This is a genomic window from Pseudonocardia autotrophica, assembly GCF_003945385.1.
GTDB lineage: Bacteria > Actinomycetota > Actinomycetes > Mycobacteriales > Pseudonocardiaceae > Pseudonocardia > Pseudonocardia autotrophica.
The window spans coordinates 2,517,302-2,536,145 of sequence record NZ_AP018920.1; the positions used below are offsets into that span (position 1 = coordinate 2,517,302).

Below are 18,844 nucleotides of genomic sequence, written 5' to 3' on the forward strand. Positions count from 1 at the left end.
CCCGTCTGTGGTTTGTCGCTTGCCCCGTCGGAACGGCAGTGGTGTGGTTGCGCCGTTGCTGGTGGTGGTGGCCGGTCCGCGGGACGTGACCGGTTCGCTGGTCGACGCGGCCGGTCGTTCCGTGGCCGAGGAGCGGTCGCTGGTGGTTGTGGTGGTCCGCCCGGCGGCTCCGTTGACGATCAACCCGGTGGTGCAGGCGCTGGTCGCGCGCCGGGTCGGGGACCAGGTCGCCAGCTTGTCGCGGGCGGCCCGCCTGATGAGCACGATGGTCGGGGTCGAGGTGTCCGAGACCGTCGTGGTGCGGGAACCGGTGCGGTGGACCCGCGCGGGGCGACGCCGTGCCTTGACCCGCCGGCTGCACGCGCTCGCCGGTAACCTGGGTGCAGAGCTGCACCCCGTCGACCGGTGCGACGACGGGGGCCCCCGGTGACCGCGAACGCCACGCCGGCCCACACTGACGGTTCCGTATCCCCGACCTCGCTGGCCCCGACCCCGCTGACCGCGGCGGCTGTGCTGGGGTTGCAGGGTCATCGCGCCTTCCCGACCGTGTCGTTGCTGCTGACCACCACACCGGGGGAAGGTCTGGACAGCCAGGGTCGGGCCGCCATGGATGCGTTGGCGCGCAAGGCGCGTCGGCGGCTGCTCGGCGTCGACGACGCGGCCACGCGGGACCTGGTGCGTGTGCTCGATGCCGTGGTCGCCGGGATCGTCGGCCCGCTCGATCGTGGGCTGGGCCTGTTCGTCTCCACCGGACATGTAGCCCGGTTCGACCTGCCGGTCGAGGTGAGCGACCGGTGCGTGATCGACCCGACCTTCGCCACCCGGGACCTGGTGCGCGCCCTGCACCGCACCCCGCGCCATGTAGTGCTGCTGTTGGCCGCTGACGAGGCCCGCCTACTCGACGCGCCCGGGGGACGGATGAGCCCGGTGACCCATGGATTCCCGCGCACCGACCCGGGGCACCGACGTGGTGAGCCGGCCCGGGAGCGGTCCTCCGTGAGGTGGACCAGTCGCTGGGCGCCTACCTGCGACTGCATCCCGCCCCGCTGGTCCTCGCGGCCGCGCAGCCCACCCTGGCCACGTTCCGCCGGCTCTCGCGCCACACCGCCCGGCTGACCGGCACACTGACCGGGAACCACCTGTCCACCCCGCGCGAGCAGCTGCAGACCCGGGTCCGGCCGATGATCGAGGACTACTTGCTCTCCCGCCAGGCCGAAGCGCTCACCCTGCTCGCCGAACGGGCCGACCAGGGCCGCGCGGTGCACGGCATCGAACGGGCCTGGCTGGCCTCGCGGTGGGAACGCCCCGAGATGCTCGCGGTCGAGCAGGGCTACTTCCAGCCGGCTCGGCTCTCCGCCGACGGGGACACCCACTTCCCGACTAGCGAGGTGGCGCAGCTGAGTGCTCCGGACGTGCTCGACGACGCCGTCGACGAGCTCATCGAGGCGGTCCTGGCCCGCGGCGGGTGGGTCGCGCTGCTGGCCGACCGGACCCTGCCCGCCGACGGCCGCGTCGCCCTCACTCTGCACCCTGACCCGCCACGGTCACCCCGCCCCGGTTCCTGCACTCCTGGTACCCGCGGCGCGACGGACGCCCCTGCCCGTCGATCCGGAACCCCTGTCCTGAAGGTGGTGTGTGTTGCTCGTTCCCCTCTGGGCCTGGCTCGCGGTTCTCGCCGTGATCCTGGTAATGCTCGCGATCGACCTGTTCGCCCACCGGCGCGCCCATGTCATCGGCGTCCGTGAGGCCGCCGCCTGGTCGGTGGTGTGGGTGGCGTGCGGGGTCGGGTTCGGTGTCCTGATCTGGTCGCTCTACGGCGCCGAACTGGGCCAGCAGTACTTCGCCGGCTACCTCATCGAGAAGTCCCTCGCCGTGGACAACGTGTTCGTCTGGGCGATCATCTTCAGCTATTTCGCCGTGCCACGGGAGTACCAGCACCGGGTGCTGTTCCTCGGCGTCCTCGGCGCGCTGGTGTTCCGTGGGATTTTCATCGCCGCCGGCTCGGTCATCATCGCCAGCTTCTCCGCGATCCTGTACCTGTTCGCCGCGTTCCTGATCTACACCGGCTACCGGATGATCCGCACCCGCGACGAACACCTCGACCCGGCGAAATCCCGCGCCCTGGCCCTGTTCCGGCGCATGGTCCCGATGACTGATGCCTACCACGGTCAACGGCTGCTGATCCGCCGCGGTGGGATCCTGCTCGCCACTCCGCTGCTCGCGGTGCTGGTCCTCGTCGAGGTCACCGACATCGTGTTCGCCGTCGACTCCATCCCGGCGATCTTCGCCGTCACCGACGAACCGTTCCTGGTGTTCACCGCCAACGCCTTCGCCATCCTCGGGCTGCGCGCAATGTACTTCCTGCTCGCTGACCTCATGCACCGCTTCATCTACCTCAAGCTCGGCCTCGCCTTGGTCCTGATCTGGGTCGGGATCAAGATGGCGCTCAAGGTCGACCTGTTCTACATCCCCACCACGATCTCCCTCGCCGTCATCGTCACCATCCTCGCCGTGTCCATCGGTGCCAGCCTGCGCGCCACCCGCGGACAAGCCCGCCAGGCGATCACCGAACCGGAGAACCCGCCGTTCCGGATCGCCACCCCCGCCGAGATCGCCGCCCTGCAACCGACCTGGCGACCCCGCCGAGCCGGGCGCCGCAGCGAACCGGCACCCGCCGACCACACGACCACACCACCGCCGCCACGACCAGGCGAGGATCGATGATCGCCCGACAGGTTCTCGCCGCGATGCGACCCGCGCCCACTCCCGCGCAGCTGGCCCGGGTGCTGCGACCGCGCACCGGGGAGCGGATCCTCGAGATCCGCCCCGGCCTGGGCCACCACGCCCGCCACATCGCCGGGCTCGTCGGCCCCAGCGGTCAGGTGCACCTGCTCGACACCCCCGAGCACATGCTCGACGACGCCCGCCTGCGCACCGCTGGGCTCCAGCCCCGGGTGATCGCCCGGGTCGCCGACGCCCGCCGCCTACCTCTCGACGACCACTCGATGGACGCCGCCTACCTCGTCGGGGCGCTGTCCACCCTGCCCGACCCCGGCTGCGTCCTAGACGAACTGCACCGCGTGCTGCGACCCGGTGGCCGGCTCGTGATCGCCGAGCATTACCGCGCCCACTGGCTCACGCTGCGCGACACCCACGCCCTCGCCCGGAGACACCGATTCCGGGTCGAACACCACACCGGACGGCTGCGCTACCTCACTCTGTTACGTCCGAGCACCAGCCCGACACCGCCAGACAGGACAGGACACCGGCTGCCCGCGGTGCGGGCCGACACCTGACGGGCCACTTGATGTCAGATCAACATCATGGGCATGCAGATGCGCGAGCAGGCAACCCCCGCCGAGACCGTGGCGCCCCGCCCGCATGGGGATCGATGATCCGGCCCGGGGTCAGGTCGTGGTGAGCTCGTCGCCAATCTGTACCAGTCCCGGGTCGGTGACCGAACCGCCCACCGACAGGTTCCTGGCCCGGTCGCGGTGGATGCGCCGCGGCACCTCGCGGTCAATGTCGATCCCGCCCGGTTGGGCGCGGGTGACCATCACGCACCGCGCGATCGGGGTGGCCACGGCTAGGGTCAAAGCCGTTCAGTTAGCGGCTGGGCTTGGCGGTCAAGGATCGTCGGGTCTCGCGTGTCGGTGCCGATCATGGGAGCGGAGCTCCGGTAGGAGAGGTCGTCCTCCAAGACATCGGTAGCTGTCAAGTCAACTGAGACAGTTGATCTTACTGAGTTGGCTGTAGGACGGGTTGATTGATCCACGCCTGCTCGGGCAGGCGCGGCGGGCTGGGCCGGCGACTGAATCGCTCGGGATACTGGGCGTGTGCGCGGTCGAGGACGGTCTGACGCTGAGCCCGGACCTCGGTCGCGGTGTCGAAGTGGATCGACGCCGGGGTGTGCATGCCGATGCCGGAGTGCCGATGCTCGTGGTTGTAGTGCTCGAAGAACCGCTCGCAGAACGCGCGGGCATCAGCGAGCGAGCCGAACCGGTCCGGGAAGTCCGGCACGTACTTCAGCGTCTTGAACTGCGCCTCGGAGAACGGGTTGTCATTCGAGCACTGCGGCCGGGAATGTGACCGGCAGATACCGAGATCGACCATCAGCTCCGATACCGGTTTCGAGGTCATCGACCCGCCCCGGTCGGCATGAATCGTCTGCGGGATGACGTGGTTGCGGGCGACTGCGTCGGCGAGGAAATCCTTCGCCACGACGGCATCCTCAGCGTTCGCGGCGAGCCATCCGACTACGTAGCGGGAGAAGATGTCGAGCACCACATACAGCTTGTACCACTCGCCCTTCCGCGGGCCCTTCAGCGCGGTGATGTCCCACGACCACACCTCGCTCGGGCCATGAGCGACCAGCTCCGGGCGCACCCGCGGCGGATGCGTGGCCTGGGCGCGCCGTTCCCGGTTCTGACCCGCTGCGCGGGCGATCCGGTACATGCTCGACTGCGAGCACCACCACCGGCCCTCGTCGAGCTCCCGGGCCCACACCTGCGGAATGGCCAGATCCCGGTAGTCCTCGGAGTTCAGCAGCGCGAGCACGGCGGCACGCTCGTCGTCGGTGATCGTCGAGGGCGGGAGCCGGCGCGCACGGTGCGGGCCGTGCAGCGGCCCGAGCGTCACCCCCGCCGGGTCGGCGCGGCGGTAGTGCGTGGCCCGCGACCGACCGGTCAACGCGCACGCCGCCTTGATCGACACCTCAGCGGCGCGCAACTCGGTGAACGCGCCGTTCAACGCCGCTTCCGCGGCGCCGGTGGTTCCTGGTCGTCCGCGCTCTCGGACAGCTGCTCCAAGAGCGCGTGCGCTTTTCCCATGATGTCCAACGCGGTCCGCGTCTTCGTCAGGTCGGATTCGAGTTTCGCGTTCCGGGCCCGGAGCCGTTCCAACTCGGCCGCCTCCGCCGACCGCTTCGGACGTTTCGCCGACCGCCTCGAATCGGCTACGCCCTCCAGCGCGCCGACGTCCCGGGCCCGGGTCCACTCGATCACGTGCGACGAATACAGGCCCTCCCGGCGCCAGGGGGTCGGCAAAGTCGCGGTGAGTGGGTGCTGAGCTGCGACGACACGCGGTCGAGGTAGGGGTGCGGGCACGACCCTGGTGGTGATCATGGCGGTTCTCACGCCAGCCTTGATCATCGGAAGAGAGCCGTGCCCGCGCCTGCATCATTGTCGATCGCTGCCGTCGCCGATCAGGTGGGCGGGGTGGAGCTACCCGATCCGGTCGCGCTGGCTCCGAGACTGACCGATGCCCTGGCCGGGGTGGTTGACCCGCGCCGGCGTCGGGGGGTTCGACATGGGCTGGTCGTGGTGCTCACGGCCGCGGTGTGCGCGGTCGCGGCCGGGGCGCGCTCGTTCGTCGCGGTTGCCGAGTGGGTCGCCGACCTGCCGGTCGAGGTGGCTGCCGTGCTCGGGACCGACGTCCGATGCCCGTCGGAGTCGACGATTCGCCGGATCCTGGGCCAGGTTGACGCCGACCGGTTCGACGCCGCGATCGGCGCGTTCGTGCAGCGCCTGTGCGCGGCGACCGAGCCGGTCGGGCGGCGCCGGGTGCTGGCGGTGGACGGCAAGACCGTGCGCGGCTCACGAGGCCCCGCCGGTCCGGCTCGTCATCTGTTCGCGGTGATCGACCAGCAGACCCGGGTCGTGCTCGGTCAGCGCCAGGCGAACGCAGTCGCGGGCAAGGGCAGCGAGATCACCGCGTTCGCCCCGCTGCTCGACACCCTGCACGGCCTGGACCTGGCCGGGGTGGTGATCACCGCGGACGCGCTGCACACCCAGCGCGAGCACGTCGAGTACCTCGCCGGCCGTGGAGCGCACTGGGTGCTCACGGTCAAGGGCAACCAGCCCCGGCTACGCCGCCAGCTCGCCGGGCTCCCGTGGCGCGGCGTCGAGCCCGACCACCGCAGCGTCGAGACCGCGCACGGACGCCGGGAGATCCGCACGCTCAGGGTCGTCACCATCGCGGCCGGGATCGAGTTCCCGCACGCCCGTCAAGCCGTGCAGCTCATCCGCAAGACCCGCCCGGCCAACACCCGATCAGGCCGGAGGGCACGCTGGCGCACCGAGACCGTCTATGCGATCACCGACCTCGGTCCGCACCAGGCCCGTCCCGAGGAGCTCACCGGCTGGATCCGCGGACACTGGCAGATCGAGAACGGGCTGCACTGGGTCCGCGACGTGACCTTCGCTGAAGATCTCTCCACCGTGCGCACCGGTGCCGCACCGCAGGTCATGGCTGCGCTACGGAACCTGGCGATCAGCCTGCACCGTCTGGCCGGCGCCACCAACATCGCCGCCGCACTACGACATCACAGCCGCGACGCACTGCGGCCCCTCCAGCTCCTCAAGATCATCTGACTTTGCCGACCCCCTGCTCCCGGCGCAGGACCGCGCCCTTCTCACCGTTCGGCGCGTTCTCATACTCCGCGACGATCGCCAGCTTGTATTCCGCGCTGAACGACCTACGCGACGGACGCGGCGACGGACCACCAGCCGACCGCGGACCCGACGACGACGCCGTCGACCCGCTGCTGCCGGCCCCCGCACCGCGACGCTCCTCCGATGACACGAGCACCAGGATCTCCGATCACGCCCTCTACTGTGAACCGCTGACTTCAACCTGTCTCAGGTGATCTTGGCAGAGAGGGCATCCTCTGCCCTACCTGGAGCTTCGCTGAGCACGGATTCTGTCATCAGTCGCGTCGTGAGAGTGGCCGCGGGCTGGTTCGCGCCGGGCCATGTCGGTGAGCTGACCCGGATCGAGCCTTTCGAGATGGTCGACGCGGTGTTGGCCGAGAGACGAACACGACCCAACAGCGGGTGCGGCTGCTGCCCTCCCGGGTCGTGGTCTATCTGCTCCTCGCGGGCGGGTTGTTCGCCGAGCTGGGCTATCGACAGGTGTGGGCGCGGATGACCGCTGCACTGGCCGGGCTCGCGCCGGCCCGACCGAGCCCGAGCGCACTGGCCCAGGCCTGCCGCCGGATCGGCCCAGCTCCGCTGCGGGCCCTGTTCGACCTGCCACGCGGTCCGGCGTCGGGCCTGTCCCGGACCGGGGTGTGGTGGCGCGGCCGGTTGGTCTGCGCGATCGACGGGACCATCCTGTGCTGCCCGGACACCCCCGCGAACCTGACGGTGTATCGACGCGGTGCCGGCAACCACGGCGGCACCGGGTACCCGATGGTGCGGCTGCTCACGCTGGTTGCCTGCGGCACTCGCACGATCATCGACGCCACGTTCGGCACCGATCGGGTCGGGGAGACCCGCTACGCCCACGACCTGCTCGCCGCGCTCCGGGCCGGGATGATCGTGCTGGCCGATCGGACCTTCGCTGTCCGCGCCTGGATCGTCGCGGTCGTCGCGGTCGTCGCGGTCGTCGCGACCGGCGCGGACGTGCTCGTGCGGGTCAAGCTCAACCGGGCCCTACCGGTATGCCGCCGCCTGCGCGACGGCTCGTATGTCTCCCGGATCGGACCGGGTCGAGGTCCGGGTGATCACCGCCCGGATCACGATCACCATCAGCGCGGGCCGCGCAGCGAGATCTACCGGCTGGTCACCACCGTGACCGACCCCGACTACCCGGCCGCAGAGATCATCACCCTCTACCAACAGCGGTGGGGTGCGACACGAGGTCGCGCATGTTGAGGTTCCCCCGCTAGCTCGGAGACCGACGATCATGGCCGTAGGCCGTGAAGGGAGTCTCTGTGGCAGCACCGAAGAAGTACCCCGACGAGCTGCGTGAGCGCGCGGTCCGGTTGTACTTCGAGTCCGAGCCGCGTCCGGTGATCCGGCGGCTGGCCGAGCAGTTGGGCGTGCATCACGAAGCGTTGCGGACCTGGATCCGCCAGGCCCAGGCCGACCGCGGCCAGCGCACCGACCTGCCCACCACCGCGGAAGTCGAGGAGTTGCGCCGGCTCCGCAAGGAAAACGCCGAGCTGCGCCGGGCCAACGAGATCCTGAAGGCGGCGAGCTTGGACTCAACCCGTCAGCGCAACAGTGCTTCGAATCTATCAGCCGGGGTGTCGAAGTCGAGGGTCTTACGGGGGCGCGTGTTGAGTCGGTGGGCAATCTCGTCGAGCTGGGCCTGGGTGACGTCGCCGAGGCTGGTGCCCTTCGGGAAGTACTGCCGGAGCAGCCGGTTGGTGTTCTCGTTCGTGCCGCGCTGCCAGGGGCTGGCCGGGTCGGCGAAGTAGACCTCCAGCCCGGTCCGCGCAGTGACGATCTTGTGTCGGGCCAGTTCCATCCCGCGGTCCCAGGTCAGCGAGCGGCGCAACTGCTCGGGCAGCCGGCACATCTGCTGCGACAGCGCCCAGGTGACGGTGTCCATGTCGCGTCCCTGCAGGGCGACGAGCACGGTGAACCGGGTGGTGCGCTCGACCACGGTGGCGATCTGGGTCGTGCCGCGCCCGAGCAGCAGGTCGCCCTCCCAGTGCCCGGGCACCGCCCGATCGGCGACCTCGGCGGGGCGCTCGCGGATCGAGACCGCGTCGGTGATCTGCGAGCGCCACTGCCCGGTGGTGGTGTTGTGCACGTTGCGCCGGATCGGCCGCCCCGACCGCAAGTGCTTCTGCAGGGTCTTGGCCAGTACGCCGCGGGTCTGCACGAACAGCGACTTGTAGATCGTCTCGTGCGACACCCGCATCCCTGAGCCCGGCTCGAAGTGCTTGGCCAGGTGCCCGGCGATCTGCTCGGGCGACCAGTCCTCGCCGAGTCTGTCAGCGACGAACCCGCGCAGCAGCGGACGCCGCGCGAGCAGGCACACCTTCGGGCGCCGTGCCCGGCGCCAGGCACGATCCTCGGCGTCGACCGCCCGGTACTTGCGCCGGCCCTTGTTGCGGGCGATCTCGCGGCTCACCGTCGAGGCGGGTCGGCCGATCTCGGCCGCGATCGCGCGCATCGACTTGTTCTGGCCCAGCCCGCGCGAGATCTCCTCGCGCTCTGAGCTTCCCCCGGTTCGCCGGAGTGCGGGTTACCTGTCGGCGTCGCGCTGGGTGCGACGATAGTCGTCTTCGTACTCGTCGGGTGAGAGCCCGCCGAGGCGGGCCTGGATCCGGCGCGGGTTGTACCAGCCGTCGAGGTAGCGGATCAGGGCGTGCTCGGCGTCGCGGCGGGTTGTGAAGGTGGTGCCGGGCCAGTAGAGCAGCTCGATCTTGAGGGTGGACCACAGGTTCTCGGCGAGGGCGTTGTCGTAGCTGTCCCCTGTGGACCCGGTCGACGGGGCGACACCGGCGTCGACCAGGCGCTGGGTGAGTCGCAGCGCCGTGTACTGGGCTCCCTTGTCGCTGTGAAAGATCAACTGGCCGGGGCGCAGGTCCCGCGAGCGCAGGGCGTGGTTGAGCGCGGTGAGGACCAGCGCGGTCGTCGCACGGGGGTCGGTGGCCCAGCCGACGACCCGGTTGGAGAACGCGTCACGCACCGAGGCCAGCCACAACACGCCCTCGCCGGTGACGATCCGGGTCAGGTCGGCCACCCAGACGCGGTTCGGCGCGGTCGCGGTGAAGTCGCGTTCGAGCAGGTCCGGCGCCGGCCGGTGGGCGGGGTTCTGCCGGGTCGAGCCGCCCTTCCAGCCGCGGCGCAGGTGGGCGCCCTGTAGGCCGTGCTCGCGCATGATCCGCTCGACGCGCTTGCGGCCGACGTGCACGCCCTGGCGGCGCAGCTCGAGCCAGACCCGCGGGGAGCCGTAGGTGGTGGCGAACTCGCTGATCGAGCGGATCTTCACGATTTGCTCGAGCAGGACGGCGTCGTCGAGCTGCCGCTGCGATGGTGACGCGCGGCGGGCGCGCCAGTCGTAGTAGGTCGAGGCCGCGATGTTCAGGACCCGTAGTACGAGACCGACGGGGAAGTCATGGGCGTCGACGAAGCTCATGACCACCTCCGGGTCGGGCCGATCTCGCTGGCGAAATAGGCGCTCGCCGCGCGCAGGACCTCGTTGACCCGCCGCAGCTCGGCGTTCTCCTTCGCCAACCGCCGGTTCTCGGCGAGCATGTCGGTCGACGGCCGATCATCGCGCTCGCCCTTGTCGGCCTCCGCTTGGCGGACCCAGTTGCGCAGGGCCTCGTGATGCACCCCGAGCTGCTGCGCGAGCCCGCGGAACGTCGGGCGGGGGTCGGACTCCCGATACAGCCGGACCGCTCGTTCGCGCAGCTCATCGGGGTACTTCTTCGGTGCGGGCACCAGTGCCTTCCTTCCTGGTTCTCAAGATCGAACCAGTGTTCAGACACTCCGGCAAAGCGGGGGAACCCTCTCTGCCAAGATCACCTGAGACAGGTTGAAGTCAGCGGTTCACAGTAGAGGGCGTGATCGGAGATCCTGGTGCTCGTGTCATCGGAGGAGCGTCGCGGTGCGGGGGCCGGCAGCAGCGGGTCGACGGCGTCGTCGTCGGGTCCGCGGTCGGCTGGTGGTCCGTCGCCGCGTCCGTCGCGTAGGTCGTTCAGCGCGGAATACAAGCTGGCGATCGTCGCGGAGTATGAGAACGCGCCGAACGGTGAGAAGGGCGCGGTCCTGCGCCGGGAGGGCCTGTATTCGTCGCACGTGATCGAGTGGACCCGGGCCCGGGACGTCGGCGCGCTGGAGGGCGTAGCCGATTCGAGGCGGTCGGCGAAACGTCCGAAGCGGTCGGCGGAGGCGGCCGAGTTGGAACGGCTCCGGGCCCGGAACGCGAAACTCGAATCCGACCTGACGAAGACGCGGACCGCGTTGGACATCATGGGAAAAGCGCACGCGCTCTTGGAGCAGCTGTCCGAGAGCGCGGACGACCAGGAACCACCGGCGCCGCGGAAGCGGCGTTGAACGGCGCGTTCACCGAGTTGCGCGCCGCTGAGGTGTCGATCAAGGCGGCGTGCGCGTTGACCGGTCGGTCGCGGGCCACGCACTACCGCCGCGCCGACCCGGCGGGGGTGACGCTCGGGCCGCTGCACGGCCCGCACCGTGCGCGCCGGCTCCCGCCCTCGACGATCACCGACGACGAGCGTGCCGCCGTGCTCGCGCTGCTGAACTCCGAGGACTACCGGGATCTGGCCATTCCGCAGGTGTGGGCCCGGGAGCTCGACGAGGGCCGGTGGTGGTGCTCGCAGTCGAGCATGTACCGGATCGCCCGCGCAGCGGGTCAGAACCGGGAACGGCGCGCCCAGGCCACGCATCCGCCGCGGGTGCGCCCGGAGCTGGTCGCTCATGGCCCGAGCGAGGTGTGGTCGTGGGACATCACCGCGCTGAAGGGCCCGCGGAAGGGCGAGTGGTACAAGCTGTATGTGGTGCTCGACATCTTCTCCCGCTACGTAGTCGGATGGCTCGCCGCGAACGCTGAGGATGCCGTCGTGGCGAAGGATTTCCTCGCCGACGCAGTCGCCCGCAACCACGTCATCCCGCAGACGATTCATGCCGACCGGGGCGGGTCGATGACCTCGAAACCGGTATCGGAGCTGATGGTCGATCTCGGTATCTGCCGGTCACATTCCCGGCCGCAGTGCTCGAATGACAACCCGTTCTCCGAGGCGCAGTTCAAGACGCTGAAGTACGTGCCGGACTTCCCGGACCGGTTCGGCTCGCTCGCTGATGCCCGCGCGTTCTGCGAGCGGTTCTTCGAGCACTACAACCACGAGCATCGGCACTCCGGCATCGGCATGCACACCCCGGCGTCGATCCACTTCGACACCGCGACCGAGGTCCGGGCTCAGCGTCAGACCGTCCTCGACCGCGCACACGCCCAGTATCCCGAGCGATTCAGTCGCCGGCCCAGCCCGCCGCGCCTGCCCGAGCAGGCGTGGATCAATCAACCCGTCCTACAGCCAACTCAGTAAGATCAACTGTCTCAGTTGACTTGACAGCTACCGGAACCTCACTCGGCGGCAGTCAGCGTCCCCGGTCGGCGCCGGCGTGGCGGCGGAACATAGCCCCCGCTCGACTTGAGCACCGTGAACACTGAACCCGGGGGCCGCTCGATCGCCCGAGCGATGTCACTGATCGACTCCCCGCGCCCCCAGCGGACCCACAGATCAGTGCGGTCCTCATCGGACATCCCCGGCCTGCCCAAGCGTGCCATCGCCCACCCCTATCATGATCAACTACCTGTGGGGTGTTGCGCTGACCGGTTGAGTCCAAGAGTGCTTTTTTCGCCCAGGAGATCGACCCGACAAGGAGGCGATATTGAACGCCGTCGCCCATCTGCGCGACCGGTTCGGGGTCGACCCGATCCTGCGGGTCCTCGACGTCGCCCCCTCGACGTTCTACGGCTGGCTCGCCCAACAACGCCACCCGTCCGACCGCCGACGGACCGACGAGCAGGTTCTCGCGGAGATCGTCGAGATCCACGATCGCTCCGGGGGCACCTACGGTTCGCCGCGGATCCACGCCACCCTGCAGCGGCGCGGGGGGCGCATCTCGCGCAAACGGGTCGAGCGACTGATGCGCGAGCACGCCTGCAGGGCGCATTCCTGCGCAAGAAGTGGCGCACGTCCTCGACCAGGCAGAACCAGGCCGCGACACCAGCACCGGACCTGGTCAACCGGGACTTCACCGCACCCGCGCCGAACCAGCTCTGGGTCGCCGACGCCACCCCCATCCCGTGCGGGCAGGGCGTGTTCTGGCTGGCCGCGGTCCGCGACGCCTTCTCCAACCGGATCGTCGGCTGGCGCTGCTCGGACCGCTGCGACACCGACCTCATCCTCGGCGCCCTGGAGTACGCGGTCTGGTCACGCGGCATCCGCGACGGCCAGGTCGTCCATCACTCCGACCGCGGCTCGAACTACACGTCGCTGCGCTTCGGGCAGCGACTCGACGACCACGGCATTCTCGCGTCGATGGGTTCGATCGGGGATTCCTACGATAATGCGCTGATGGAGAACTTCTTCTCCACGCTCAAGACCGAACTGGTCTACCGGACATCGTGGCGGACCCGCGACGAGGCGGAGAACGCGCTGTTCGCCTACATCGACGGGTGGTACAACACCGAACGCATCCAAGCCCGGCTCGGCTGGCTCTCACCCGACGAGTACGAAGCGGCCTGGCATGTCCAGACCGACGATCACCCGGCAGCTGACGCTGCCGAACCCGACCCGGCCGCCGCCAGGTAGCCGACACTCCGCGCTACCGGGGGAACCTCACAAGAACACACAGCGAGCACGGCAGGCGGCTCATACCTTGGTCGTAGGCCGCGTGGTACGGGACGCCGGACTGGCGAATTCGCTGCCAGACCTGGGCTTCGGTCCAGTCGTGGATCGGCAGCCAGGTGTCGACGGTTCGCCGGCCACTGCTGGCGGCCTCGTCGCGGCTCAAGGGTGTCTGCTGGCACTGAGCAATGTCGGCTGGCGCCGAGTGGTCACCCATCGCGATCACTCATGGTGACTGTCGCCGCCGGGTGAAAACTGACCCCGTCTGACCGACCGCTCGGGTCCAGGACGTGGGTAAGCGGGTCAGTGACCGAGGGGCGTGGTCAGGGATTGCTTGCCGAGGGTGGCTCGCCGCTGATGGCGCGCCAGGCCGCGTCGGAATCAACGGTGTCGGCGAGGTCGTGGTTGGTGAGTACGGCGAGCGCGTCGATGGCTGTCAGCCAGTCGCGGCTACGCCGGTGCACCTCGTCGCTGGGGTCGTATCGGTTCAGGACGACTAGCACCTCGTATCCGGTGAGGGCTCGCGCGGCGAGGCGCACCTGGGACACAACTCCTAGGACAGGCTCGGTGACCAGTAGCACGAGGTCCGGTCTCACCCGCTGCGCCAGTGAGAGGGTGTCGCCGTCATGGGCGATTGGTGAGCACAGCCCGCCTGCGCCCTCGACGAAGCCGATGGCGACGCCTGCGGGCCAGTCGAGTTCGGCGACGAGGTCGTCGAGCAGGATCGGAGCCAGTTGTAGGGTGTCGGCGGCCATCGGTGGCGCGAGGGGTACCGGGTACCACCGGTGTGGCGGGCACACCGTGTCGGCGGGCGTGTCGGTTGCCTCGCCGAGCACGGCGGCGTCGGTCGCGGTCTCACCGGGTGTGAACGACTGCGCCGGTTTGCGGGCCGCGACCTCGATGCCAAATGCTCGCAATCGTCGCGACAAGGCGGCGGTCACCCAGGTCTTGCCGACCTCGGTGCCGGTGCCGGTGACCAGGATGAGTCGGCTAGGTCGGGTCATGGAGCGCTCGCTGGCTGGTCGCAGACTGGGCAAGATCTCGGCTGGTTGAACCGGTGGGAGGTCGAAGGGGACCGTGACGTCGCCGCTGTTGAGTCGGTCGTCCTGCATCCGGGAGGCACGGTCTGGGTGAAGGTGGCGGACGTGGCATCGAACCCGCTGTCGCTGCGGTGGCTCCGGTCGCGGTCCGTGCGCATCCAGGCGGGGGTGGCGAGGCCCCGGCGCCGACGCTGTAGCCGAGCGACATCGGCACGGCGGTCACCGGCGCCTGTCGGTGGACCACGTCGGGCGAATCTCGTTCCTTGCCTGCGCAGCCGACGGCCGTGGCGGTGTCGACGAGATGTTGCTCGGTCTGATGTGGTGAGTCTCCGGTCCCCCTGGTGTAGTGGCCGGTGGTGGTCCACCGTGGCGTGTCACCGCGATCGTGATCTCTGGGTGGGCCGGCTTCGGCCTGGGTGCGGTCTATCGCCACGCACCTGCCCTGGTCAGTGTGGAGGTGTTGGACGTCCGCGTGGCCCATCATGATCCCTGTTGGCGCAGGGGCGCGGCCATGGCGTGGTAGCCGCCGTCGACGTGGAGGATCTCGCCGGTGATAGCGCGGGCGAGGTCGGAGAACAGGAAGCAGACGGCGTCGGCCACCGGGGTCGAGTCGGCTGGGTCCCACCGCAGGGGCGAACGGGTTGCCCAGGCGTCGAGCAGGGCTTCGAAGCCGGGGATGCCGGTGGCCGCCCGGGTGTGGATCGGCCCGGCCGCGACGAGGTTGACCCGGATTCCGGCAGGCCCGAGGTCGCGTGCGAGGTACCGGTTGAGCGACTCCAGTCCGGCTTTGCAGACGCCCATCCAGTTGTAGACCGGCCACGCGGCGCCGGCGTCGAAGTCGAGCCCGACCAGGCTGGCGCCGGAGGGTGGGGCGAGCCGGTTCACCGCCGCGGCGAGCGCGGCGAGGGATACGGTGCTGGTCTGGAACGCCAGTCCGATCCCTTCGGGTCGGGCGTTGAGTAGGGGGCCTGCCAGGGCGTCGGCGGGTGCGAAGGCGATGGCGTGCAGGGCGCCGTCGAGTCTCTCCCACCGCTCAGCGATCGTTGCGGTGAGCCGGGCGGCGTCGTCGGAGGCGGTGGCGTCGAAGGGGATGACGTCGATGTCGCCGGTGAGCTGCGCTGCCGCCGCACGGGCCCGATCGAGGTCGCGGGGGAGCCCGGTGAGCAGCACCTCGGCGCCGAGCTGTTGGGCGCGGCGGGCGACGGCGAAGGCGATGCTGTCGGTGGTGACGACCCCGGTCACCAGGATGTGCTTGCCGTTCAACACAGTGCGGCTCCTTCGCGGGGGTTGGTGTCTGCGGCCCGGCAGGCGTGGGCCGTGGCGCTTGGTGGGCGTCGATGGCCCGGCGGATGCCGGGTCCGGTCGTGGCGGTGATTCCTTCGATAGGGCGGTCGGCGTTGGCGGCACCGCCGATGCGCCCCGCAGGCCGTGCCGCCGGCAGGCGCCGGCGGCACGGCGACAGGAGAAAGCCGGATCGCTCGCGTGACATGATGTTGTTTCCGTCGGGAGGGCTGCTCATCGTGGGGTGGCGCCGACGAGCGCCCCCTGCGAGGCGCAGCCGACGAGGCGGCTGTACTTGGCTAGGAAGCCGTTGCCGGTCGGGGCAGGGGGTGGGTGCCAGCGGTGACGGCGTCGTTCGAGTTCGGCAGGGTTGACGTCGAGATCGATGGTGCGTGCTGGGATGTCGATCATGATCGGGTCGCCGTCGGCGACCAGCGCCAGCGGCCCGCCGGCAGCGGCCTCGGGGGCGACGTGGCCGACGCAGAGGCCGGTGGTGGCGCCGGAGAAGCGGCCGTCAGTGACCAGCGCCACCTGGTCACCCAGGCCGGTGCCGCGGACAGCGGCGGTGACGGCGAGCATCTCCGGCATTCCCGGCCCGCCGCGTGGGCCTTCGTACCGGATCACGATCACCTCGCCTGCGGTGAGGCGGCCGCCTGCGACGTAGCTCATGGCGGCGTCTTCGTTGTCGAAGACCCGGGCCGTGCCCTGGAAGCGGTCGACGCTCAGGCCGGCCATCTTGACCACCGCGCCGCTGGGGGCGAGTGCCCCGCGGAGGATGGCCAGGCCGCCGTCGGGGCGGAGCGGGTCGTCTGGCGTTCGGAGGACCGTACCGTCGGGTTTCGGGGCTGCGAGTTCGGCGAGGTTCTCGGCCAGGGTGGCTCCGGTGACGGTCAGGCAGTCTCTGTGGAGCAGCCCGGCGTCCAGCAGCACGGCGAGCACTGCGGGCACGCCACCGACCTGGTGCAGGTCGACCATGACGTGGCGCCCACCGGGACGGAGATCAGCGATGTGGGGGGTGCGTCGGCTGATCCGGTCGAAGTCGTCGAGGGTGAGGCGGACGCCGGCTTCGTGGGCGATGGCGGGCAGGTGCAGCGCGGCGTTGGTCGACCCACCCAGGGCCATGACCACGGTGATGGCGTTCTCGAACGCTTCGCGGGTGAGGATGTCGCGTGGGCGGATCCCGGCGCGCAGGGCGGCGATGACGGCTGTGCCGCTGTCGTGGGCGATGCCTGCGCGGGTGGGGTCGACAGCGGGTGCGGATGCCGAACCGGGCAGTGCGATACCAAGGGCTTCGGCTTCGGCGGCGATCGTGTTGGCGGTGTACATGCCGGCGCACGACCCGGCTCCCGGGCACGCGGCGCGTTCCAGATCGTCCAGGTCGTCGGTGCTGAGCAGGCCGCTTGCCTGCGCGCCGACGGCCTCGAAAACGTCCTGGATCGTCACCGGCTGACCCCGCCAGCTACCGGGGAGGGAGGAACCGCCGTACACGAACACCGTGGGTACGTTGAGGCGTGCGGCGGCCATGAGCATCCCGGGAAGGCTCTTGTCGCAGCCGGCGATGGTGACCATCGCGTCGAGCTGTTCGGCCTCCATGACGCACTCGACCGAATCTGCGATGAGGTCCCGGCTGGGAAGTGACGCGCGCATGCCGCGGTGCCCCATGGCGATCCCATCGGAGATGGCGATGGTCGAGAACCGCATCGCCACCCCGCCGGCCTCTCTGACCCCGTCGGCCGCCGCGCCTGCCAGGCGGTCGAGGCCGGTGTTGCAGGGTGTGAGGTCGTTGGCGGCCGCGGCCACGCCGATCTGCGGCCGGGTGAAGTCCTCGTCGTCGAAGCCGACTGCCCGCAGCATTGCCCGAGCCGGTGTTCGGGTGACGCCGTCGGTGACGATTCGGCTACGGTGACGCGGGTCCATGTCTTCTCCCAGCTTCGCTTGGTCAGCTCGGCCCTTCACTGGCCCTGGCCTCGGGTGAATGCGGGTTCGCCGTCGAAGGCGTAGAGGCCTTCGGTCTTGATCGGTTCGATGCCGTGCTCGACCATTCGGGCCTGGAGGGCGACGACCTCGGCGGCGGTGGTGGTCCCGCGCGGGTCGAGGAAGCGGCATCGCCAGTGGTCGGTGAGCAGGGTCTCGGGCGCGCCGCCTGGCCAGACCTTCTGTCCCCGGTTGGAGATCATGTCAAGGTGCAGGGGTGCGGCGAACGGACGAAGCTTGGCGGCGAGTTCGTCTGGGGTGGTGTCTGGGCTGTGGACGAACACATCGACGCCGAGCTGGGTCTTGGCGGCAGCGGATCGGCCCGCGAGCTTGACGGTGATCGGCCTGTGCTGGGCGTAGTGCGTTGCCGGCAGCCGGGTGGGTTCTTGGCCGAGACGGTCGATGACCGATGCCGCGAACGCCGTGGTGCCGACCTTGGAGGTGCTGGTATCGGGCTCGTAGATGTCGTAGGTGTGGATGCCGTCTTCGATGGTCCGCAGCCAGGCGTTGTGGACTCGGCTCGCGACGTCGGCTTGTCTGATGTGGACCAGCATCTGCACCGCGGCCAGCAGCAGCCCTGAAGGATTCGCAACGTCTTGGCCGGCTCGCCGGGGGGCGGATCCGTGGATGGCTTCGAACATGGCGACTCGCTCGCCGATGTTCGCGCTTCCGGCGAGGCCAACAGATCCGGCGATCTGGGCGGCGATGTCGGAGAGGATGTCGCCGTAGAGGTTCGGCAGGACGACGACGTCGAACGCCTCGGGGGTGTCGGCGAGCTTGGCCGCACCGATGTCGACGATCCAATGCTCTGCCTGGATATCGGGGTAGTCGGCGGCGACCTCGTCGAACACCCGGTGGAACAGGCCGTCGGTCATCTTCATGATGTTGTCCTTGGTGAACGCTGTCACCTTGGTTCGCCGATAGGCGGTGGCGTACTCGAAGGCGTAGCGAATTACCCGCTCGCATCCCTGCCGGGAGATGAGCTTGAGGCACTGCACGACCTCGTCGGTCTGGCGGTGCTCGATGCCGGCGTAGAGGTCCTCTTCGTTCTCCCGGACGATGACGACGTCCATGCCAGGATGCTTGGTGGCGACGAACGGTGCGTAGGCGACGCATGGCCGGACGTTGGCATAGAGACCGAACGTCTTGCGCACGGTGACGTTGAGGCTCTTGAACCCTCCGCCTTGAGGGGTGGTGATGGGCGCCTTGAGGAACACACCCGTGCGGCGGATCGACTCGAGCGCCTCGGGAGTGACGCCGGCGGGATTGCCAGCCTGATAGACCGACTCTCCGATGGTGATCGTGTCGATATCAAGGGCCGCGCCTGCGGCGTGGAGCACCGAAAGGGTGGCTTCCATGATTTCCGGACCGATTCCGTCTCCGTGGGCGACGGTGATCGGTGCGGATGTGGAATGCGTGGTCATGCTGCTCCTGA

The 18,844-nt window shown here is 69.6% G+C and carries 21 protein-coding genes and 4 pseudogenes; 12 read left to right on the plus strand and 13 right to left on the minus strand.

Annotation, left to right across the window (positions count from 1 at the left end):
- Nucleotides 1-19 precede the first annotated feature (19 nt).
- The 5 genes from Pdca_RS11875 to Pdca_RS11895 are packed head-to-tail and all read left to right on the plus strand — an operon-like array spanning nucleotide 20 to nucleotide 3,296.
- The gene (locus tag Pdca_RS11875; RefSeq protein WP_125911367.1) at nucleotides 20-430 is read left to right on the plus strand and encodes a hypothetical protein; all 411 of its coding nucleotides are present in this window, start codon (nucleotides 20-22) and stop codon (nucleotides 428-430) included.
- Nucleotides 427-1,116: a hypothetical protein gene (locus Pdca_RS11880; RefSeq protein ID WP_085916815.1), complete on the plus strand. Its 690-nt coding sequence runs from the start codon at nucleotides 427-429 to the stop codon at nucleotides 1,114-1,116. Before Pdca_RS11875 ends, Pdca_RS11880 begins: the two co-directional genes overlap by 4 nt.
- Nucleotides 1,002-1,745 (plus strand): baeRF3 domain-containing protein, encoded by a 744-nt coding sequence (locus Pdca_RS11885; protein ID WP_125911368.1) that lies wholly within the window; start codon nucleotides 1,002-1,004, stop codon nucleotides 1,743-1,745. Before Pdca_RS11880 ends, Pdca_RS11885 begins: the two co-directional genes overlap by 115 nt.
- Nucleotides 1,639-2,724 (plus strand): TerC family protein, encoded by a 1,086-nt coding sequence (locus tag Pdca_RS11890; RefSeq protein ID WP_085916821.1) that lies wholly within the window; start codon nucleotides 1,639-1,641, stop codon nucleotides 2,722-2,724. Before Pdca_RS11885 ends, Pdca_RS11890 begins: the two co-directional genes overlap by 107 nt.
- Nucleotides 2,721-3,296 (plus strand): methyltransferase domain-containing protein, encoded by a 576-nt coding sequence (locus Pdca_RS11895; protein WP_085916814.1) that lies wholly within the window; start codon nucleotides 2,721-2,723, stop codon nucleotides 3,294-3,296. The genes Pdca_RS11890 and Pdca_RS11895 overlap by 4 nt, the downstream gene beginning before the upstream one ends.
- A 111-nt stretch (nucleotides 3,297-3,407) precedes the next feature.
- On the opposite strand, the gene Pdca_RS35495 is transcribed toward Pdca_RS11895, so the two are convergent.
- The 3 genes from Pdca_RS35495 to Pdca_RS11905 form a co-directional block, all read right to left on the minus strand.
- Nucleotides 3,408-3,584, minus strand: a complete 177-nt coding sequence (locus Pdca_RS35495; RefSeq protein WP_158092386.1) for a hypothetical protein — start codon at nucleotides 3,582-3,584, stop codon at nucleotides 3,408-3,410.
- 154 nt (nucleotides 3,585-3,738) lie between these two features.
- Nucleotides 3,739-4,749 (minus strand): IS3 family transposase, encoded by a 1,011-nt coding sequence (locus Pdca_RS11900; protein ID WP_125911267.1) that lies wholly within the window; start codon nucleotides 4,747-4,749, stop codon nucleotides 3,739-3,741.
- Nucleotides 4,746-5,003, minus strand: coding sequence for a hypothetical protein (locus Pdca_RS11905; RefSeq protein ID WP_125911369.1), 258 nt, complete (start codon nucleotides 5,001-5,003; stop codon nucleotides 4,746-4,748). The genes Pdca_RS11900 and Pdca_RS11905 overlap by 4 nt, the downstream gene beginning before the upstream one ends.
- 159 nt (nucleotides 5,004-5,162) lie before the next feature.
- Between Pdca_RS11905 and Pdca_RS11910 the strand changes: the two genes are divergently transcribed.
- Nucleotides 5,163-6,371, plus strand: a complete 1,209-nt coding sequence (locus Pdca_RS11910) for an ISAs1 family transposase (RefSeq protein ID WP_197719823.1) — start codon at nucleotides 5,163-5,165, stop codon at nucleotides 6,369-6,371.
- On the opposite strand, the gene Pdca_RS11915 is transcribed toward Pdca_RS11910, so the two are convergent.
- Nucleotides 6,364-6,588, minus strand: a complete 225-nt coding sequence (locus Pdca_RS11915; protein ID WP_197719973.1) for a hypothetical protein — start codon at nucleotides 6,586-6,588, stop codon at nucleotides 6,364-6,366. The genes Pdca_RS11910 and Pdca_RS11915 overlap by 8 nt on opposite strands.
- 245 nt (nucleotides 6,589-6,833) lie before the next feature.
- Here Pdca_RS11915 and Pdca_RS11920 point away from each other — a divergent pair, with 245 nt between their 5' ends.
- Nucleotides 6,834-7,655, plus strand: a complete 822-nt coding sequence (locus Pdca_RS11920; RefSeq protein WP_232021535.1) for an IS4 family transposase — start codon at nucleotides 6,834-6,836, stop codon at nucleotides 7,653-7,655.
- Nucleotides 7,656-7,714: 59 nt separating this feature from the next.
- Nucleotides 7,715-7,930 (plus strand): annotated as a pseudogene (locus Pdca_RS37985) (transposase); the annotation flags it as partial.
- Nucleotides 7,931-7,995: 65 nt separating this feature from the next.
- Here the strand turns inward: Pdca_RS37985 and Pdca_RS36050 are convergent.
- The 3 genes and pseudogenes from Pdca_RS36050 to Pdca_RS11940 form a co-directional block, all read right to left on the minus strand.
- Nucleotides 7,996-8,979: pseudogene (locus Pdca_RS36050) on the minus strand (IS30 family transposase); the annotation flags it as partial.
- Nucleotides 8,980-9,876 carry an IS3 family transposase gene (locus Pdca_RS11935; RefSeq protein ID WP_125911301.1) on the minus strand — a complete coding sequence of 299 codons (897 nt, stop codon included), beginning with the start codon at nucleotides 9,874-9,876 and terminating at the stop codon, nucleotides 8,980-8,982.
- A complete protein-coding gene (locus Pdca_RS11940) occupies nucleotides 9,873-10,184 on the minus strand; it encodes a transposase (protein WP_166665856.1) in 312 nt (103 codons plus the stop codon). Before Pdca_RS11940 ends, Pdca_RS11935 begins: the two co-directional genes overlap by 4 nt.
- Nucleotides 10,185-10,322: 138 nt before the next feature.
- On the opposite strand from Pdca_RS11940, the gene Pdca_RS36055 reads away from it, so the two are divergent.
- Nucleotides 10,323-10,799: a transposase gene (locus tag Pdca_RS36055; RefSeq protein ID WP_179956585.1), complete on the plus strand. Its 477-nt coding sequence runs from the start codon at nucleotides 10,323-10,325 to the stop codon at nucleotides 10,797-10,799.
- The gene (locus Pdca_RS11950) at nucleotides 10,796-11,806 is read left to right on the plus strand and encodes an IS3 family transposase (RefSeq protein ID WP_125911267.1); all 1,011 of its coding nucleotides are present in this window, start codon (nucleotides 10,796-10,798) and stop codon (nucleotides 11,804-11,806) included. Before Pdca_RS36055 ends, Pdca_RS11950 begins: the two co-directional genes overlap by 4 nt.
- A 41-nt stretch (nucleotides 11,807-11,847) precedes the next feature.
- On the opposite strand, the pseudogene Pdca_RS38170 reads toward Pdca_RS11950, so the two are convergent.
- A pseudogene (locus tag Pdca_RS38170) lies at nucleotides 11,848-12,048 on the minus strand (helix-turn-helix domain-containing protein); the annotation flags it as partial.
- A gap of 104 nt (nucleotides 12,049-12,152) precedes the next feature.
- Here Pdca_RS38170 and Pdca_RS37990 point away from each other — a divergent pair.
- Together Pdca_RS37990 and Pdca_RS37995 are read left to right on the plus strand one after the other, a co-directional pair.
- Nucleotides 12,153-12,422 (plus strand): annotated as a pseudogene (locus Pdca_RS37990) (IS3 family transposase); the annotation flags it as partial.
- 17 nt (nucleotides 12,423-12,439) lie between these two features.
- Nucleotides 12,440-13,078 carry an IS3 family transposase gene (locus tag Pdca_RS37995; protein ID WP_281289208.1) on the plus strand — a complete coding sequence of 213 codons (639 nt, stop codon included), beginning with the start codon at nucleotides 12,440-12,442 and terminating at the stop codon, nucleotides 13,076-13,078.
- Between the two features lie 13 nt (nucleotides 13,079-13,091).
- Here Pdca_RS37995 and Pdca_RS11960 read toward each other — a convergent pair whose 3' ends face one another.
- The 5 genes from Pdca_RS11960 to Pdca_RS11980 all read right to left on the minus strand — a co-directional run bounded on the left by Pdca_RS11960 (nucleotide 13,092) and on the right by Pdca_RS11980 (nucleotide 18,833).
- A complete protein-coding gene (locus tag Pdca_RS11960; protein ID WP_094931934.1) occupies nucleotides 13,092-13,331 on the minus strand; it encodes a phosphoadenosine phosphosulfate reductase domain-containing protein in 240 nt (79 codons plus the stop codon).
- 106 nt (nucleotides 13,332-13,437) lie between these two features.
- Entirely contained in the window at nucleotides 13,438-14,226 is a 789-nt protein-coding gene (gene bioD / locus Pdca_RS11965) for an ATP-dependent dethiobiotin synthetase BioD (protein ID WP_158228474.1), read from the minus strand.
- A gap of 408 nt (nucleotides 14,227-14,634) precedes the next feature.
- The gene (fabI, locus tag Pdca_RS11970) at nucleotides 14,635-15,420 is read right to left on the minus strand and encodes an enoyl-ACP reductase FabI (protein ID WP_085916879.1); all 786 of its coding nucleotides are present in this window, start codon (nucleotides 15,418-15,420) and stop codon (nucleotides 14,635-14,637) included.
- Nucleotides 15,421-15,669: 249 nt separating this feature from the next.
- On the minus strand, nucleotides 15,670-17,352 hold the full coding sequence (gene ilvD / locus Pdca_RS11975; RefSeq protein ID WP_085916878.1) for a dihydroxy-acid dehydratase: 1,683 nt from the start codon (nucleotides 17,350-17,352) through the stop codon (nucleotides 15,670-15,672).
- Between the two features lie 35 nt (nucleotides 17,353-17,387).
- Nucleotides 17,388-18,833 (minus strand): NADP-dependent isocitrate dehydrogenase, encoded by a 1,446-nt coding sequence (locus Pdca_RS11980; RefSeq protein ID WP_085916877.1) that lies wholly within the window; start codon nucleotides 18,831-18,833, stop codon nucleotides 17,388-17,390.
- Nucleotides 18,834-18,844: the final 11 nt, after the last annotated feature.

Excerpts from the sequence above, each read along its gene's own strand:
- Pdca_RS11895 (WP_085916814.1), top strand. The coding sequence starts at position 2,721 with ATGATCGCCCGACAGGTTCTCGCCGCGATGCGACCCGCGCCCACTCCC.
- Pdca_RS11935 (WP_125911301.1), bottom strand. The coding sequence starts at position 9,876 with ATGAGCTTCGTCGACGCCCATGACTTCCCCGTCGGTCTCGTACTACGG.
- Pdca_RS11960 (WP_094931934.1), bottom strand. The coding sequence starts at position 13,331 with ATGGGTGACCACTCGGCGCCAGCCGACATTGCTCAGTGCCAGCAGACA.
- bioD (WP_158228474.1), bottom strand. The coding sequence starts at position 14,226 with ATGCAGGACGACCGACTCAACAGCGGCGACGTCACGGTCCCCTTCGAC.
- ilvD (WP_085916878.1), bottom strand. The coding sequence starts at position 17,352 with ATGGACCCGCGTCACCGTAGCCGAATCGTCACCGACGGCGTCACCCGA.
- Pdca_RS11980 (WP_085916877.1), bottom strand. The coding sequence starts at position 18,833 with ATGACCACGCATTCCACATCCGCACCGATCACCGTCGCCCACGGAGAC.